This is a genomic window from Niallia sp. HCP3S3_B10, from assembly GCF_052064465.1.
Classification (GTDB): domain Bacteria; phylum Bacillota; class Bacilli; order Bacillales; family Cytobacillaceae; genus Niallia; species Niallia hominis.
Genome location: NZ_JBQHVO010000029.1, coordinates 1 through 16796, shown reverse-complemented (window position 1 = coordinate 16796; position 16796 = coordinate 1). Strand labels below are relative to the sequence as shown.

The following is a 16796-nucleotide window of genomic DNA, read 5'->3' as shown; positions in this document are numbered from 1 at the left end:
CCTTATTGGTTATAATTTTCATCCAGTATTTAAATCAGCTATTTCATTGCTAGTTGGCATTTAAGCATCACTTCATCCGAAATGGTATCTTCTTTATAATCAATCGCACTTTTTATGAACCGTGTTCGCTATAATCTCTATTAACCTTTTTCCTAGTATTAGATTTGTTCCAATGCTTAATCATCATAATAAGCACCATTAGTGATGGTAAGCCAAATTGCAGAGGAATATGTAGTAGGTAAGGATTAGACTGCAACCCTTCATTCATATGATCGGAATAATTCCGAGCAATTAAGGTTGTAAAAACACCAACCACGCATACCATTGGAAAGGCAAAATATCGAAATGTTTGATTGAAAATATATTCTAAAGCCTTTAACCCCCCATAAATATAGATACAGCTTTTTACGAGTGTTCCTAACATCATACAGAAAACTACAATTGCATCTATTCGCTGCAAAAAATTGCCAATTGATACAAGCCGGGCAGCACTCAATAATGCAAAATTGGAGCGCAAGGCAATATCATGTCCTAAAGACAAAACAATCATCAGCGACGTGACAAGCAATAATAGACTAGATGTAATGACACTATAAATAATTATTTTCTTGCTGTATTTGGCATTTGAAACATTGCTCAATATGTAGGTTAGAATAATCAATTGGCCGTATGGTCGAACAATTTCATAAGGAAAAATAATACTCCATAGTGGCTTAAACCCATCCTTTAATATTGGTCGAATATTGGAAAAATCGAAGTTATTGCCTGCATACAAAAAAATAAATAAAAGTAGGATAAAGATAAAGGCATATGGAGTAAAGATCTCTGCAGTTCTAGCAAGAACTTCTAATCCCATATACATAATATATCCCATCACCATGACAAGCATGATTGTCGATACTTCAATTGGAGTTATAGGAAGCACCGTACTTGCAATTAACTCCCCAAAGTCCCTAATAATACGGCAGCTATAGTAAAAAAAGTAAGTGGCATAAACAAGGCTGAGGCTAATGGCAACTGGCCGCGTAAAACAATATTCAAACATTTCAAATAAATTCTTCCCCGGTGCCAATGTCATCATATAAATAAAAAACATGGTAATAATTATGCCTAACCCTAAAGCAATCAGAAGAACAATCCATGCATCCTCCTTCGCTTTTAATCCAAGGCCAATGACAATCGTACTACCAATTTGGAAATTAAAAATTACTGCAGCCAATTGAGTTAACGAAATATTTTCTTTTAACATGCTGTTACACACTTCCTTTTAGAAAAGCGCAAGCGCCTTGGTTCCTTATGTATACAATTAAAAAACATGTACTTATATATACCTTGTGATGTTCTAAGTTTGCTTTCCAAGACTGTGTAGTTGTACCTTCTTCTAAGAGTGAAAGCACACTAAAAATTAATCCGCTATTTAAAAGTGGTCTCTTAATCTAGATCAAGTGATCCTTCCATCAGTCGGTTTTTTCAGAATTTCCTCTTCCTTCGATGACTCTTTTTGTTGGGATAGGATTCGTACTTCCAATGAATCTATCTTGCTTCTTTTTATTAGGCTGGTACCTTACCGAATTAGCCTGAATACTTTGTACAAAACAGAGTCTTTTAGAAAATACACTCAAATAATTAGATAATGTTCATCCTAGTATCTTCTGCTTTCCCTTTTTTTATTTTTCCATAAACGAAAATCCACAATGACAGACCAAACGAAGCCAAATATTGCAGTAAATACAATTGTAATTGCACCTGCACCAACTTCCGCCTCATAAATTTTTTTAAAACATTTCATAAACCCTTCATGAAATACAATAATATCTAAGCCAACGGTCAAAATACCCATAGATGTAAATATTAATAGATAAGCAAAAGTTACCATTTAACCCTTCCTTTAAGTGCTTTGTTTATTAATGGTATTATCTTGTGAAATTTCTCCATTTTTATGCCTAATTTTTCATTTTTTATCTAAGATTAGTCTGTTTAGGCTTGCCACCCCTTACCCTTTTGCCAAATAAAAAAGCTGTCATCTACCCAATTTTTTGGATTAATGACAGCTTTATATTGAAATGGTATTATTTCTTTTTTTCTCTCATTTGATAATCAATGATTTCCCCATGATAAAAGCTTTTACGTGATAATCTTAAGTTTAGCTTTTTAGCCATTTGCTTCAGTTCTCTTTCTTCTCTTTCTGTAACTAAGCTAACTACCACTCCTGATGCACCAAATCTCCCCGTTCTACCGGAACGATGAATATACTGTGTCTGATCAGTAGCTAAATCATAATGGACCACATGCGTGATATTTTGAATATCAAGCCCTCTAGCTGCCACATCTGTTGCTAGCAGCATATTACGCTTTCCATCTCGGAAATCTTTTAATGATTTCTGACGCTCCATCTTATTCAAATCAGAATGCAAAATACTCGTTTGAATATTTTTATAGGTCAATTTTTCATGAATTACATTTAAATTGCCAATATCTTTTACGAACACAAGAATTTTCGCATTGTTCAAACGAGAGATTGGCTCTAAAAGTTTTACCTTATCTCGATATTCTGCTTGAAAATAAATATGCTCCACTTCTGCTGCATCAATCACCTTATCTTTTTTCACACGGATAATTTCTGCATCTTGAACAAGTTCCTTGGCAATATCTTCTGTATGTTTTGGTAAGGTTGCAGAGAATAAGACAACTTGTCTATCTTTTAAAGTGGCTTTTACAATTTGTCGGACAGATTCAATATGCTCTGATACCAATAATTGGTCCGCTTCATCTAGTACAACTGTTTTTACTTCGTGCATTTTCAATTTTTTCTGTTTAATCAGCTCTAACGCTCTTCCAGGTGTACAAATAACAAGATGAGGGTGTTTTTTCAGCTTTTCTAATTGTCTTTTTACATTGGCTCCACCAATAAACGAAGCCGAACGAATACCGCTACCCTCTCCCCATTTTTGTACTTCTGCCAAAATTTGCATAACAAGCTCTTGAGAAGAAGCAAGACAAATCGCCTGGATATTCTTTGAGTCCGTATCAATTTTATTTAAAACTGGCAATAGATAAGCTAGTGTTTTTCCCGTTCCTGTTGGGGATTCAGCAATTACATCTTTTCCCTCCAATATAAGTGGTATGGATTGTGCTTGGATAGATGTCGCGTGTTTAAAATTCGCTTTTTCCCAGTTCTGCTGTATAAATGGTTTAAATGTATTCCAAAATTGCTGTTCTTTCATTTCGTTCTCCTTTTAAAAAAGTTAGACGAATTGCATCTAACTTTAAAATATGTCTTCTTATTATAAATTATTTACTGAAAAATTGATATGAAACCTTTTTTATTGAGGTAATATATATTTTTGATGGGGGTACGCTTACTTTGGATCACCCTCAATAAAAAAGGGGCTGGGACATAAGCATTTCATTCAACAATAAACTCGAACTGTTATGTAATTAATTTGCATGAAAATTCGTGTTTATTGTTTTAAAAAAGGTTTAAAAAACGAAGTGTAATGGAGCGGAGGATGCTCGACTCCTGCGGGAAATAGAGGAAAGGCTGAGACCCCGCAGCGCAGCGAGGAGGCCACTGAAAAAGTGAATTACCTGGTGAATCGGTAATTACCAAACCATTCTAACTTAGTGTAGGCTTTTGTTTTCCAAGGCTTACCGCTCGCTTTCCACGGGGCGAGCGCCGAGCCGCTTCGTCGCTACGCTCCTGCAGGGTCTCGGACTTTCTCGCATCTCCCGTAGGAGTCGAGCGGACACCTCTCCAAACCAACTTATTATTCGCTTTCAAATAAATAAAACCTCATTTTATTTGGAGAACTAGACTTTTTCAGTGCCCTCGCAGCGAGGAGCATTCCTGTTTAGAATCCTAATGGGGTCTTGCAAAATAAAAAGTCCTCTTGTATGATGCTTGAGTATCAACTTACCAATCGAAACTCATCACCAAACAGGAGGACATATAATGAATAGTAATATTAATCACAAAATTAATCAAGTTTCTGAAAAAACTTTGGTCATTGGTATCGATATTGCCAAGCAGAAACATTTTGCATGTGCGGTAGACGATCGCGGTCGTGTATTAGAGAAATCATTTCCCTTTTATCAATCAGAAGATGGTTTTGAACAGCTAGTTAAAAAAATAGAGTCTTTACAATCTTGCCACCAAAAATCAGAGGTTATCGTTGGATTTGAACCCACGGGGCATTATTGGATGAACTTAGCTGCCTATCTGGTTGAGCAGGATATCCGATATGTAATGGTAAATCCAATGCACGTTAATAGAACGAAAGAATTAGATGATAACCTTCAAACCAAAAATGACAAAAAAGACGCTCGCGTTATCGCTAGCTTAATACGTGACGGACGGTTTACTTTTTCTCGAATACTTACTGGAGTAGAAGCAGAACTTCGTAATGGAGCGAGTCTGCGATCTAAATTACAAGAAGATATTACATCAATTAAAAACCGTATGATTCGTTGGATAGATCTTTATTTCCCTGAGTTTCAGCACTTATTCAAAAGTTTTGGGAAGAACGCTTGCGCAGTGCTTGAAATGACACCATTACCAATGGATTTTGATGGGAAGAGTGAGGAAGAACTGATTCAGCTTTACAAAAACGTAGAAGGACTAAAATGTCTTTCTGTTTCTAAGATTCAAAAGTTAAAAGTACTAACCACCAAGTCCATCGGATTAAAAGAAGGATTAGAAATGGCACGATTTGAGATAGAAACTTTGCTTACTCAATTCAAAGCTCTTTCAAAACAATTAGAAGTCTTATCATTAAGATTAACTGAACTAGCTCAACAATTGATCGACTACGAGTATATTTTATCTATTCCTGGTCTAGGTGAAAATACAGCAGTTGAATTACTCTCTGAGACTGGCTCTCTTAGCCAATATGAGCATCCACGCCAACTAATTAAATTAGCGGGACTCACACTAAGGGAAAACTCTTCTGGCAAACATAAAGGCCATAAGAAAATCTCAAAAAGGGGTAGAAGGAAACTCAGAGCTATATTATATAGAGTTATTCTTCCTTTGATTCAACATAACATAGCATTTAAATCTCTATATCAGTACTATACAACTCGTACTGTCAATCCACTGAAAAAGAAAGAAGCCATGGTAGTATTAAGTGGGAAACTACTTAAAATCCTATATGCTTTGTGTGTAAAACATGTGCATTTTAATGCAAGTCTTATGATGACAGACCTCCATTGTCTCCAAGAGGCAGCTTGAGCTACTTCTTAGTAGTTTAAGAATCTAAACAAAAGGATGACACGGAGAAGCCGGCACTATTTGAGCCATAAGACCAAGAGTCCCTCGAGGAGCATCGCCAGCCTCTGCCTTATGTAAAGACCGAACGAAGGAATGTACGCACTAGATGCCAAGAGACATGGGAGGGTTAGTCTTCATAAGTTTTGCAGAGATCCAATGTGCATCACATAAGCACGATAGAGTTAATGATTTCCAATTAGCTCTAGCGAAGCGTAAGTATCTTCTTACAAGTTCTTGAATTTTTAGAAATTCATAACAAGTTAATGATTGAAAAAAATTTTTTTCTAGCCATAAAACGGCTTTAAAGGTTGATATTCCAACATTTCTAGAGGGAGGCTCAGCTTCCTCCCCGGCGCATCGACCGTCTGTAGCGCAATGGAACGACTTAGTTTTTACACCTGACTATATTTAAAAACATTGAAAACCATCATGAGAAAGTAGCTTTATTTAAAAGCTACTTTAGAGATTATTCGTCTTTAAAGATTAGTTTTTTAGTTTTGTCCCAGCCTCCCTCAACTTATATTAACGTTTGTTGTTTACCAACAGTTTGAAAAATATCGACTCGGTCTTTAATTTTCTTCATTTTCACATCTAATTCATGTGCTGCATCTGCTGCTTCCTTTAATTCATTAAGCAAATGTCTAGGAACATCTTTATCAAATTTATAATAGATTTTATGCTCTAGGCTTGCCCAGAAATCCATCGCGATTGTTCTAATTTGAATTTCGACACATACTTCTTGCATACCAGTACTTAAGAATACAGGAATACTGATGATTAAATGTAAGCTTTTATAGCCATTGGCTTTTGGATTTTTTATATAATCCTTCACCTGTAGGACCTTAATATCATTCTGTTTTTCTATAATGTTAAAAACTTCATAAATATCCGATATAAATGAACATGTAATACGGACTCCAGCAATATCGTGTATATATTTCTTCGCGTTTTCAATTGAAATTGCATGTCCTTTCCGATGTAACTTCTGCATGATTCCTCTTGGATCCTTAATGCGCGATTTTATATGTTCAATCGGATTATGATTATGAATAAATTGAAATTCTTCATTTATAATTTTTAATTTCGTATTTATCTCTTCTAGAGCAAAGTTGTATATGATTAAGCTATTTTTCCATTCATTTAGTTCATTTGATAATTCATTTAAATCAAAATGATTATCTTCCATATATGTTTTGAGGTGTTTTACGCTTTCCATCTACTAGTAAGTCTCCTTTGGATTCCGATAAACCTTTTCTGCGTCTACTCCGATACTCTTTAAAAACTCAATAATTTGGTCAATTGTTTTCATTTTCAACATCCACCTTTATATAATTCGAGCTATTTTCGGGTGTTGACTTGCACCGAATATATTTATATAGTAAACCAAAATGACCGGTCAGTCAAATATCATTTATATCCAATACTATTTTTTATTAAAAAAGAAACAGTACTCCCTTTAACCTTTATATACAAGACATTAAGAAAGGGAAATACTGTTCAATAAGCTTAATAGCCTTACTGACCAACCGGTGTATTAGATGAAAATTCCGTTTATAAAAATACTATTCTGCTGCTTCTGAAAACTGATTTTGATGTAGTTCATAATAAAATCCTCTTGTTTTCAATAATTCATCATGAGAACCTTTTTCGATAATCATTCCCTTATCTAAGACAAGGATCATATCTGCGTGTTTAATCGTATTAAGCCGATGGGCAACAACAAAACTAGTTTTCCCTTTCATCAAGCGCTTTAAAGCCTCTTGTATTTTCACTTCTGTAATGGTATCAATACTGCTTGTGGCTTCATCGAGAATAAGAATGGACGGATCAGCTAGGATTGCTCGTGATATCGATAACAATTGTTTTTGCCCCTGACTTATTCCATTTCCATTTGCAGAAAGAATCGTATCATACCCATCTGGGAGATGTTCAATAAAGCCATGAGCATTCGCCATTTTTGCTGCATCCTCGACTTCCTTATCGGTTGCGTTCAGTCTGCCGTATCGAATATTTTCCCGTATCGTTCCTTCAAATAAATAATTATCCTGAAGGACAAATCCCATATGTGAACGGAGGCTTTCTCTTTTTATTTTTGTTATATCATGACCATCCACCAATATACTTCCAGTTGTTGCATCATAAAATCTCGTAATAAGCTGGATAATCGTAGTTTTTCCTGCTCCTGTTGGTCCAACAAAAGCGATTGTCTCGCCAGGATTTACTTTAAAGTTAATATCCTTCAATATTTCCTTATCTGTCTCATAAGAAAAGGAAACTTGCTTGAATTGAACTTCTCCCTTTGTCTCCTTTATTTCGCTTGCCGTTTTCTCATCTTCTTCTTCTCTTTCCTCATCTAATACCTCAAATACTCTTTCCGCACCAGCAATTGCAGATAGTAAAGTATTAAATTGGTTAGATAAATCATTCAATGGCCGAGTGAATTGTCTTGAATATTCTACGAAAATAACAATTACTCCAATTGATACAGCACCTGACTTCAGTGCTAACAGCCCGCCAACTCCAACAATAATCGCATAGCTAGCATTATTTAACATATTCATTAGCTTTGGAATAAATCCTGAATATACTTGTGCCCAAAAAGCAGAATTCTTAAGTTTATCACTTTTTTCTTTCATATCATTAATCATTTTTTTCTCTAGGGAAAATGTTTTTATGATTTTTTGACCAGAAATGGATTCCTCGATAAATCCATTTAAGTCACCTAAGTTCTTTTGCTGCTCCTTAAATAACACACTCGTTCTGCTTGTTATCCATTTCATCCCCAAAAACATTACTGGAACAATTATTAAAGTCAGAACCGTTAACAACGGGCTTAGTATAAACATCACCACTACGGTCCCGATTAAAGTGATTATACTAGAAAAGATTTGAATAACAGAGCTATTTAAGGTGGAGCTTACGTTTTCAATATCATTGGTAACACGGCTCATTAGTTCCCCATGCTGTTTTTTGTCAAAATAACTTATCGGTAATTCATGAAATTGATGAAATAAATTTGCTCTTAGCTGAAAAACAGTTGTTTGTGATATTCCAATCATCCAATAGCTTTGTAAAAATAATGCAATGGAATTAAGAAAATAAATACAGCCAAGAAATAATAGCATTCCTGTAAATCCGTCTAAATTTCTATTTACAATAAAGCGGTCAATAGACATCCCTAATACATATGGTCCCAATAATCCTAATGCACAGCTTAGTGCAACCATCACTAAAACAAGAATCAGCAACCCTTTTTTTTGGGCCAGATATGCCCATAACCGATATAAAGTTTTCCCCATATTCTTTGGTTTTTTTCCTTTTTTAACAACTGTAGCATCTGGCTTTATATCAGGTTTAGGATAGTGAAATGGATCGGTTAGTTCCCTTTGCATTCTCCCACTCTCCTTCCCCTAGCTGTGATTCGACTATTTTTTGGTAAAGCTTGTTTGTTTTATATAATTGATCATGGGGAGCAAAGCTTACAATTTCCCCATTTTCTATTAGCATCACCCGATCTGCCTTCATAGCAGTAGATACTTTCTGGGTAATGAGCAGAAGCGTGCATTGATAAGAGGCGACTGCATCAAGCAGTTTTTTTTCTGTCTTCAAATCTAAAGCACTTGTACTGTCATCTAAAAGAAGAATACTTGGTTTTCTGACAAGGGCTCTTGCAATGGAAAGACGCTGTTTTTGTCCACCCGATAAATTAACTCCCTTTTGCCCAATTCTCGTATCGTATGTATTGGGCATTAACATAATTGTTTCATGTATTTGGGCATCCTTTGCAGCTTGCACCACCTCATCAAAGGTAGCATTGGGATTTCCCCACATAATATTTTCCTTAATCGTTCCAGTAAAGAGCATCGATTCCTGTGGTACATAGCCTATTTGCTTTCTTAGTGCATTTAATGAGTAGGAATCGATCCGTTTATCATCAATTAAGATCGTTCCTTCTGTTGGTTCATACAGTCTGGGAATCAATTGGAAAAGTGTTGTCTTTCCTGATCCTGTCGCTCCTAATATCGCAATTCTTTCTTTTGGCTGAATGGTAAATTGCAAATTTCCAATGGTGTTTTTTCTATTAGAAGGATAACAAAAGGATACATGTTGAAAATTAATTTTTCCTTTAATTTTTGAATTCCTATTTCCTTCCGGATTATCCGTATCCTTTTCTTCTATATCAATAATCTCTTGAATACGATCTGCTGAAGCCTTTGAGCGGGAGATAACCATTACTAACATACTGACTACAGAAATAGAAGAAGTTATCCTTAATGTGTAGTTAATAACCGCGACTACCTCCCCAATCTGAGCTTCACCAGTATTTATTTGCCCAGAACCAATCCAAAGTATCGCAATAATACATAAATTCATTGCAAAAAGTAAAAGCGGTACCGTTGTTTCCATGATTCTTAATGCTCTTTGTGTAAGATTCTTTAGCTCTTCACTTGTTTGTGTAAAACGATATCTTTCGAATTGCTTCCGTATATAAGCACGAATCAATCGGACAGCTGTTAAATTTTCAAGCATGACACTATTAACATGATCCAACTTCTTTTGGACAGATTGAAAAAGCTTTCTCCCTATTTTGATTACCCAAATAAACATAATCACGATTAATGGAATGGTCACTGCCAGAATTAGTGCCAGCTCTACATTAACTAGAAAGGACATAACGATTCCGCCTACAATTAAAAGTGGTGCCCTTAATAAAAATCGCAATCCCATAAATATGGTGTTTTGTAATTGGGTAATATCATTAGTTAATCTCGTAATCAAAGAGGAGCTTGCAAAAACATTACTACTTGAAAAGGTAAAATATTGAATGATTTGATATAGCTCATTCCGAAGACTATAGCCAAAATTCTGACAAACATGGGAAGAATAAAACGTATTTATGATTCCCGCAGCAAAGGCTACAAGGGAAAATACAATTAGCAGCCCTCCCCAAATTAGGACAACTTTTGTATCTTGATGAGCCAATCCATCATCAATAATTTTTGCCATGATTAATGGTTGAACTAATTCTACTGCAAGCTCTGTTAACATAAGAAAAAGAGCAATTGTTATACTTAGTTTATATACTCGAAGTCTACCAAATATTTTTGACATTATTCCCTCCAGCCTTTGTCCTGATTGGTTGAAATATCCGTCCTTTCCAACCATCGATGAAATTTCTTTAGGTTTACTAAACATTATTTTTATCATACCTCTTTTTAGTCAGTTAGAAAACACTAATTTTCATCCTTCAGAAGAAGATTTCGGGAGTATTTAGGGGGAATTTTTCGTTAGATTGTGCTAGAAAGACATTGTTTTATTTTATTGGTGACGTCTCCACACGCAATCAGATTATAATTATCCAGTTACAGATACTTTTGTTACCACTCATTACGGTATCTATTCTGAAACAAGATGTAGAATTTTTATCTGTTACTCTTTTGATTGTTTATTTAAAGAAGACGGATTAGAGAGTGGCTCTCTGTTACCTTGTCACTCCTTTTCTCTCGCTTTCGGGCTTAGAGAGCCGCTCTCTCTTTTCCTTTCTACACTTAAACACTTATCACTAGCAATCCCCCTACTCACTAAAAAAAGAACGACGTTGCCAAAATAGGCTCAGTCGTTCTTTTTTTATTAGTTTGCACCTGTCAATGACCATTTATATAGTTCATTATGGAAACCGAAAATCTTTGGTCCTCCAAATGCTACATCTTTCGATACTGCTGCAAAGTCATAGTCAGAATATAATGTAAAGATTGGCAGTTCTTCACTCCAAATTTCTTGAAGTTCATTATAAATCTGTTTACGTTTTTCTGTATCTGGTTCTTGTTTTCCTTTTTCAAGTAATTCGTCTACCTTTGGATTGTTATACATCGTGTAGTTGCTTGATCCACTTGAACCATATATCGTAGTTAAATCTGGATCAATTGTATTAGTAAAACCAATTAACATTAAATCATAATCTCCAGCTTTCGCTTTTGACATAATAGTTGGGAAATCATACGTTGTCGTATTAAGCTTTAAGCCAACCGCTTTTAGATTTTCTGCAATAATATTTGCTGATTGCTCACGTACTTTATTTCCGATTGGTACAACGAATTCAATCGTCTTATCGAAATCCCATCCGGCTTCTTCTAATAGTTGCTTCGCCTTTTCTGGATCATATGTGTATGTTTCTAGATCTTTATTCAGGTATGGACTGATAGACGTATAAGGTCCGTCTATAATTTCTCCTTCCCCTTTCAGCAATTGATCAACAATCTTTTGACGGTCGATTGCATATGCAATTGCCTGTCTCACTTTTTGGTCTGACATTGTATCCATATTAAAACTCATGTTTTGATATCCATACGTTTTCTCTGTTTTTGTGGTTACATTATCAAAGCCTTCTACTGTTTCAAAATCTTGAACTGCTATTTTCCCGATACCTCCGGCTGCATTCATATGAATCTCCCCTGTTTGTAATTGGGCTACAAGGTTTGCAGCTGGCATGATTTTCACGAATAATTTATCTAATTCTACTTCTCCTAAATAGTAGTCATCATTTTTCGCATATTCGATATACTGATCTTTCGCATACTTAACAAATTTGAAAGGTCCATTGGTTACAGTTGGACTCATCATGAAAGGATCTTTTTGTAAATTTTCTGGTGCTACGTCCTTTAGTATATGTTCTGGTAGAATCATAAATTTTGATCCTAACTGTTCTTTTACCATATTCGGATCAACAGGTTCCTTTGTTTTAAATTGAATTGTCTTATCGTCAACAATCGTTAAAGAAGGTATTTCTGTTACACCGTCTGGAAGTTTTCCATTTACCGTTAACCCGTCTAATTGGGTTAAATAAGCTCCAACAGCTGTTTCAGTCTTTGGATTGGCAACTAAATTCAAAGTAAAGGCAACGTCTGCTGAGGTAACTGGCGTGCCATCTGACCAATTTGCATCCTTATTAATCTTTATTGTAAATGTTTGATTATCCTCTGTCTCAAACGATTCTGCTAGTTTTGGTGTGAATTCTAATGGTGCCGTCATTTCTAGGAAAGTATCAAACATAAACTTTTCTAACCATGCTGCTGCAATATCAGAAGAGTTTATTGGATTAAAGCTTACTGGAGCATTTACTAGGCCGAGATACATCGTATTTTCTTTTGAGCTTCCACTTGTTGATGCTGTATTATTTGCACCAGCACATGCTGAAAGCAACAATAATATTACAATGGAAAACATGCTAAATATTGTTTTGAATTTTTTCATGATTTTTCCCCCGTCTATTTTCTATAATGTTAGTAAATAACAAACTCCATTATTTAAGGCTCTTCGGATCCATTGCATCCCTTAATCCATCTCCCATAAAGTTAATAGATAAAACGGCAAGTAATATCATTACTCCAGGAGGAATCCATAACCAGGGCTGCGTTGCTAGTACTGTTATAGATTGAGCTTCGTTTAACATATTTCCCCAGCTTGCTGTTGGAGGCTGAACGCCCATTCCCAGAAAACTAAGGGAGGCTTCCATAATAATGGCAGAAGCAATACCAAATGTAGCATTTACTAAAATAGGTGCAATACAGTTTGGTAGAATATGCTGAAATACAATTTTAGGCGTTGAATAGCCTAGGGCAACACCCGCTTTTATATAATCCATTTCTTTAATTGTTAGAACACACCCTCTTACTAATCTGGCGATTGACGGCCAACCAAGCAAGCCCAATACCAAAATAACGTTAAAAAGACTAGGTCCCATTATACTTACAAGGACTAAAATAACCATTAAATACGGAAATGACATAAATATATCTGTAATACGCATGATGACCATGTCTACCCATTTTCCAAAGTATCCTGCAATCGCTCCTAGAATGGTACCGATGGCAACATAGATTGCAACTGCCCCTACTCCTACTGATAAGGAAACTCTAGCAGCATATAATAGGCGACTAAACAAATCTCTGCCCACTTCATCTGTACCAAGGATATTCACAGCAGAAGGAGGTGCCGCAAATTCTCCATCTACCGAATATGGATTATGTGGTGCAATTACTGGAGCAAAGACTGCAATCAAAACCATTAATGAAAAAATAATCAGCCCACCAACTGCTAGCTTATGTTTAAAAAAACGCTTTGTAATTAGTTTCAGGTAGCTTTCTTCATTCCCCAACTGTTCTTGAACAGGAATCACCACATTATTTACTGGTAAATCCGTATCCATTTTCACATTAGGAATACTCATGTTCACTCCCCCTTAGTTATACTTTATTCTTGGATCCACAACAGCATATAAAATATCAGTAATCAAATTAGAGAAGAGTACAGCAAGTGCTGCGATAAAATTTATCGCCATTAATGTTGGATAGTCCCGTGATGAAATGGACTGAATCGTTAATTGCCCTAAACCAGGCCATTGAAAAATTTGCTCTGTTACTACTGCCCCACCAATTAAAATCGGTATCTCCATCCCAATAATAGTAATAATAGGAATAAGCGCATTTTTTAATCCATGTTTGTTGGTAACGATAAATTCCTTTAATCCCTTCGCTCGAGCAGTCCGCAAATAATCCTGCCCCAATACTTCTAGCATGCTACTTCTTACATAACGGACTGTACTTCCTGCAATGGCAGTCCCTAATATAGCTGCTGGCATAATAAGGTGAAATAATGTATCAGCAAATCCACCGTTGCTACCAAGTGTAAACATCCCACCTGTAGGTAAAATATTTAAAACGAGAGCAAAAACATAAATACTTCCTAATCCTAAGAAAAAGTTAGGAATAGATACACCTAAAAAGGAAAAGGTAGTTGTTAAATAATCAATCCACGAATACTGCTTGGTGGCACTTAAGATTCCAATTGGAATGGCAATGATATAAGCAATAATTAAGGCAGTGCTCATAAGAAGTAAGGTTGGCCCAACTCTATTTAGCACTAAGTCCAATACTGGTTCATACGTGGTATAAGAAAATCCAAAATCTCCTTGAAGAAGATTTCCGAGCCATCTAAAGTACTGAATGTAAATAGGATCATTAAGTCCCAATGCTTCTTTCTTCGCATCGATATCTGCCTGGGTTGTATCTGGATTAATATACATATCCACAGGGTTACCTGGAGCTAGGTTAATAATGAAAAAGTTAAAAACAGTTACTCCCAGCAACACTGGAATGGCAATTAATAATCTCCTAATAATATATTGAAACAATCAAATCTCCCTCCTTTAATTTAGTGGAAAATGGCAGGCGACTGAATGATCTGTAGCATTCAATAGCGGCTCCTTCTCCTTACAAATAGCTTGAGCCATTGGACATCTTGTATGAAATCTACAGCCCTTTGGTGGATTTGCTGGACTTGGAACATCTCCTTCCACGACAATCCTTTCTCTATTTCGAAGATGGGGATTAGGAATAGGATAAGCACTTAACAATACTTTCGTATAGGGGTGCTTGGGATTTTTAAAGATTTCTTCTGTTTTTCCAATTTCAACGATTTTTCCTAGATACATAACAGCTATTCGATCACTTATATATTTAACTGCTCCTAATCCATGCGCGATAAATAAATAGGTTAAGTTAAATTCCTTTTGCAAATCTTTTAATAGATTTAACACCTGTGCTTGAATAGAAACGTCCAATGCTGACACTGGTTCATCACAAACAATCAATTTCGGATTTAGCATAAGCGCTCTAGCAATGCCAACCCTTTGTCTTTGACCACCAGAAAATTCATGAGGATATCTACTTTTATGAAATTTAGTTAATCCTACTATTTCAAGTATTTGGTCTACCTTTTTGTTTGCCTCTTCTTTCGTGGCAAGTCGATGGGCAATTAATGGTTCTGCCAATAAATCGCCTATTCGCTTACGTGGATTAAGAGAAGAATAGGGATCCTGAAAGATTATTTGCATCTCCGTCCTAATTTTTCTTAATTCCTTATGCTGAATTGTCGCCATATCCTTTCCTTCAAATAACACTTTTCCGTCTGTCAGCGGATCAAGCTTTACGATTGCTCTTCCTGTAGTGGATTTCCCACAACCAGACTCCCCGACAAGGGAAATGGTTTCACCAGGATAAATCGAAAAATTAAGCCCATCCACCGCTTTGACATGACCAACTGTTTTCGATAAAATCCCCTTCTTAATTGGATAGTATTTCTTTAGGTTTTGAATTTCTACTAACGGTTGTAGTTGTTTGAATATTCCGTCTTTTATAGGTAAAGTTTCTATGCTCATACAGTAACCTCCCTCTCTTCATTTGACATACTCTCTTGCTGTTTTTCCTCATATAGCCAACAACGAACTTTATGATTTCGTTTATTGTCTATGCTAATATGGGGAGGTTTTTCGGCAATGCATTTTTCAGTCACGTAAGGACATCGTGTGTGAAACCTACAGCCTTTAGGCATTTGCTGCAACGTTGGAACAGAACCGGGAATGGAATATAGCTTTTCCTGAGCATCATACTCTAGGTGTGGGATAGAGTCGATTAAGCCTTTCGTGTAAGGATGCTTCGGCTCATCAAAAAGAGTAAAGACATCTGCTTCTTCTACTACTTGTCCCGCATACATGACAATTACTTTATCTGCCATTTCTGCAATTACACCTAAGTCATGTGTAATCATCATAATAGCTGTCTCTGACTCATTTTTTAAGCTTTTCATTAATTCAAGAATCTGTGCCTGTATCGTTACATCTAATGCAGTAGTTGGCTCATCTGCAATTAATAGCTTAGGTTTACAAGATAGCGCCATCGCTATCATTACCCTTTGTCGCATTCCTCCAGAAAGCGCATGTGGATATTCATCTATAATTACCTCCGCTCTCGGAATACCTACTTTCTTAAGCATTTCTACCGCATAGCTTTTAGCTTTCTTAGCATTTAAACCCATATGTAAACGAATCAATTCCACCATTTGATTACCAATTGTAAAAACTGGATTTAAAGAGGTCATTGGTTCTTGAAAAATCATAGATATTTCATTTCCTCTAACCTTACGCATTTCTGCTTCTGTTAATTTTGTTAAATCATTTCCATTCAGATTAATCGAACCGTTTTTGATATATCCATGTTTTCCTAGCAACCTCATAATGGATAAAGAAGTTACACTTTTACCACATCCAGACTCTCCCACAATACCAATGGTTTCACCTGGTTGAAGCTGAAATGAAACCTCCTCTACCGACACAACCTCTCCCTTATCCGTCCGAAAAGCCGTTTGCAGTTTATCCACTTCTAAAATATTCTCCCCCATACTTCCCCTCCTAAATATAAAGCGTAAGCGCCTGGTTATCAGCGTACAAACTGGAAGAACACGTTCTTTCGATAAAGGAAACACAGTGAACGTTAGTGAACTGATGTTGACTACGCAAAAGAGGTGATCAGAAGTTTGCTAGCTGATAGGCGCTGGAGCTAGATTGGTCTCTAACTTAGAATCTTAATCCCTGTTATTTCGTAAAGCGTAAGCGCCTGGTTATCAGCGTACAAACTGGAAGAACACGTTCTTTCGATAAAGGAAACACAGTGAACGTTAGTGAACTGATGTT

The 16796-nt window shown here is 36.0% G+C and carries 12 protein-coding genes; 1 reads left to right on the top strand and 11 read right to left on the bottom strand.

Translation table 11 applies throughout. The features are described from left to right. Nucleotides 1-112 precede the first annotated feature (112 nt). From ACTNDN_RS13615 to ACTNDN_RS13605, 3 genes are all read right to left on the bottom strand, one after another. Nucleotides 113-1249, bottom strand: a complete 1137-nt coding sequence (locus ACTNDN_RS13615; RefSeq protein WP_441131321.1) for a GerAB/ArcD/ProY family transporter — start codon at nucleotides 1247-1249, stop codon at nucleotides 113-115. A gap of 393 nt (nucleotides 1250-1642) precedes the next feature. Then, nucleotides 1643-1876 carry a hypothetical protein gene (locus tag ACTNDN_RS13610; RefSeq protein ID WP_284561467.1) on the bottom strand — a complete coding sequence of 78 codons (234 nt, stop codon included), beginning with the start codon at nucleotides 1874-1876 and terminating at the stop codon, nucleotides 1643-1645. Between the two features lie 193 nt (nucleotides 1877-2069). Then, nucleotides 2070-3224, bottom strand: coding sequence for a DEAD/DEAH box helicase (locus ACTNDN_RS13605; protein ID WP_441131320.1), 1155 nt, complete (start codon nucleotides 3222-3224; stop codon nucleotides 2070-2072). A gap of 728 nt (nucleotides 3225-3952) precedes the next feature. Between ACTNDN_RS13605 and ACTNDN_RS13600 the strand changes: the two genes are divergently transcribed. Then, the gene (locus ACTNDN_RS13600) at nucleotides 3953-5230 is read left to right on the top strand and encodes an IS110 family transposase (RefSeq protein ID WP_441131319.1); all 1278 of its coding nucleotides are present in this window, start codon (nucleotides 3953-3955) and stop codon (nucleotides 5228-5230) included. A 556-nt stretch (nucleotides 5231-5786) separates the two neighbouring features. Here the strand turns inward: ACTNDN_RS13600 and ACTNDN_RS13595 are convergent. From ACTNDN_RS13595 to ACTNDN_RS13560, 8 genes are all read right to left on the bottom strand, one after another. Further along, nucleotides 5787-6485 (bottom strand): GTP pyrophosphokinase, encoded by a 699-nt coding sequence (locus tag ACTNDN_RS13595; RefSeq protein WP_441131318.1) that lies wholly within the window; start codon nucleotides 6483-6485, stop codon nucleotides 5787-5789. A 346-nt stretch (nucleotides 6486-6831) separates the two neighbouring features. Next, on the bottom strand, nucleotides 6832-8661 hold the full coding sequence (locus ACTNDN_RS13590) for an ABC transporter ATP-binding protein (RefSeq protein WP_031539553.1): 1830 nt from the start codon (nucleotides 8659-8661) through the stop codon (nucleotides 6832-6834). Beyond that, nucleotides 8624-10381 carry an ABC transporter ATP-binding protein gene (locus ACTNDN_RS13585; RefSeq protein WP_441131317.1) on the bottom strand — a complete coding sequence of 586 codons (1758 nt, stop codon included), beginning with the start codon at nucleotides 10379-10381 and terminating at the stop codon, nucleotides 8624-8626. Before ACTNDN_RS13585 ends, ACTNDN_RS13590 begins: the two co-directional genes overlap by 38 nt. Nucleotides 10382-10900: 519 nt before the next feature. Next, a complete protein-coding gene (locus tag ACTNDN_RS13580; RefSeq protein WP_441131316.1) occupies nucleotides 10901-12520 on the bottom strand; it encodes an ABC transporter substrate-binding protein in 1620 nt (539 codons plus the stop codon). A gap of 49 nt (nucleotides 12521-12569) precedes the next feature. Next, complete coding sequence (gene opp4C, locus ACTNDN_RS13575) at nucleotides 12570-13496, bottom strand: oligopeptide ABC transporter permease (protein ID WP_251627729.1); 927 nt, start codon at nucleotides 13494-13496, stop codon at nucleotides 12570-12572. Between the two features lie 12 nt (nucleotides 13497-13508). Beyond that, nucleotides 13509-14459 carry an ABC transporter permease gene (locus ACTNDN_RS13570; RefSeq protein ID WP_031539562.1) on the bottom strand — a complete coding sequence of 317 codons (951 nt, stop codon included), beginning with the start codon at nucleotides 14457-14459 and terminating at the stop codon, nucleotides 13509-13511. 15 nt (nucleotides 14460-14474) lie between these two features. After that, a complete protein-coding gene (locus ACTNDN_RS13565) occupies nucleotides 14475-15485 on the bottom strand; it encodes an ABC transporter ATP-binding protein (RefSeq protein WP_251627731.1) in 1011 nt (336 codons plus the stop codon). Continuing rightward, nucleotides 15482-16504, bottom strand: coding sequence for an ABC transporter ATP-binding protein (locus ACTNDN_RS13560; RefSeq protein ID WP_235248897.1), 1023 nt, complete (start codon nucleotides 16502-16504; stop codon nucleotides 15482-15484). The genes ACTNDN_RS13565 and ACTNDN_RS13560 overlap by 4 nt, the downstream gene beginning before the upstream one ends. Nucleotides 16505-16796: the final 292 nt, after the last annotated feature.

Bases quoted from the DNA above. Each gene is read 5' to 3' on its own strand.
- ACTNDN_RS13615 (WP_441131321.1), bottom strand. From the start codon at position 1,249: ATGTTAAAAGAAAATATTTCGTTAACTCAATTGGCTGCAGTAATTTTT.
- ACTNDN_RS13610 (WP_284561467.1), bottom strand. From the start codon at position 1,876: ATGGTAACTTTTGCTTATCTATTAATATTTACATCTATGGGTATTTTG.
- ACTNDN_RS13605 (WP_441131320.1), bottom strand. From the start codon at position 3,224: ATGAAAGAACAGCAATTTTGGAATACATTTAAACCATTTATACAGCAG.
- ACTNDN_RS13600 (WP_441131319.1), top strand. From the start codon at position 3,953: ATGAATAGTAATATTAATCACAAAATTAATCAAGTTTCTGAAAAAACT.
- ACTNDN_RS13595 (WP_441131318.1), bottom strand. From the start codon at position 6,485: ATGGAAAGCGTAAAACACCTCAAAACATATATGGAAGATAATCATTTT.
- ACTNDN_RS13590 (WP_031539553.1), bottom strand. From the start codon at position 8,661: ATGCAAAGGGAACTAACCGATCCATTTCACTATCCTAAACCTGATATA.
- ACTNDN_RS13585 (WP_441131317.1), bottom strand. From the start codon at position 10,381: ATGTCAAAAATATTTGGTAGACTTCGAGTATATAAACTAAGTATAACA.
- ACTNDN_RS13580 (WP_441131316.1), bottom strand. From the start codon at position 12,520: ATGAAAAAATTCAAAACAATATTTAGCATGTTTTCCATTGTAATATTA.
- opp4C (WP_251627729.1), bottom strand. From the start codon at position 13,496: ATGAGTATTCCTAATGTGAAAATGGATACGGATTTACCAGTAAATAAT.
- ACTNDN_RS13565 (WP_251627731.1), bottom strand. From the start codon at position 15,485: ATGAGCATAGAAACTTTACCTATAAAAGACGGAATATTCAAACAACTA.
- ACTNDN_RS13560 (WP_235248897.1), bottom strand. From the start codon at position 16,504: ATGGGGGAGAATATTTTAGAAGTGGATAAACTGCAAACGGCTTTTCGG.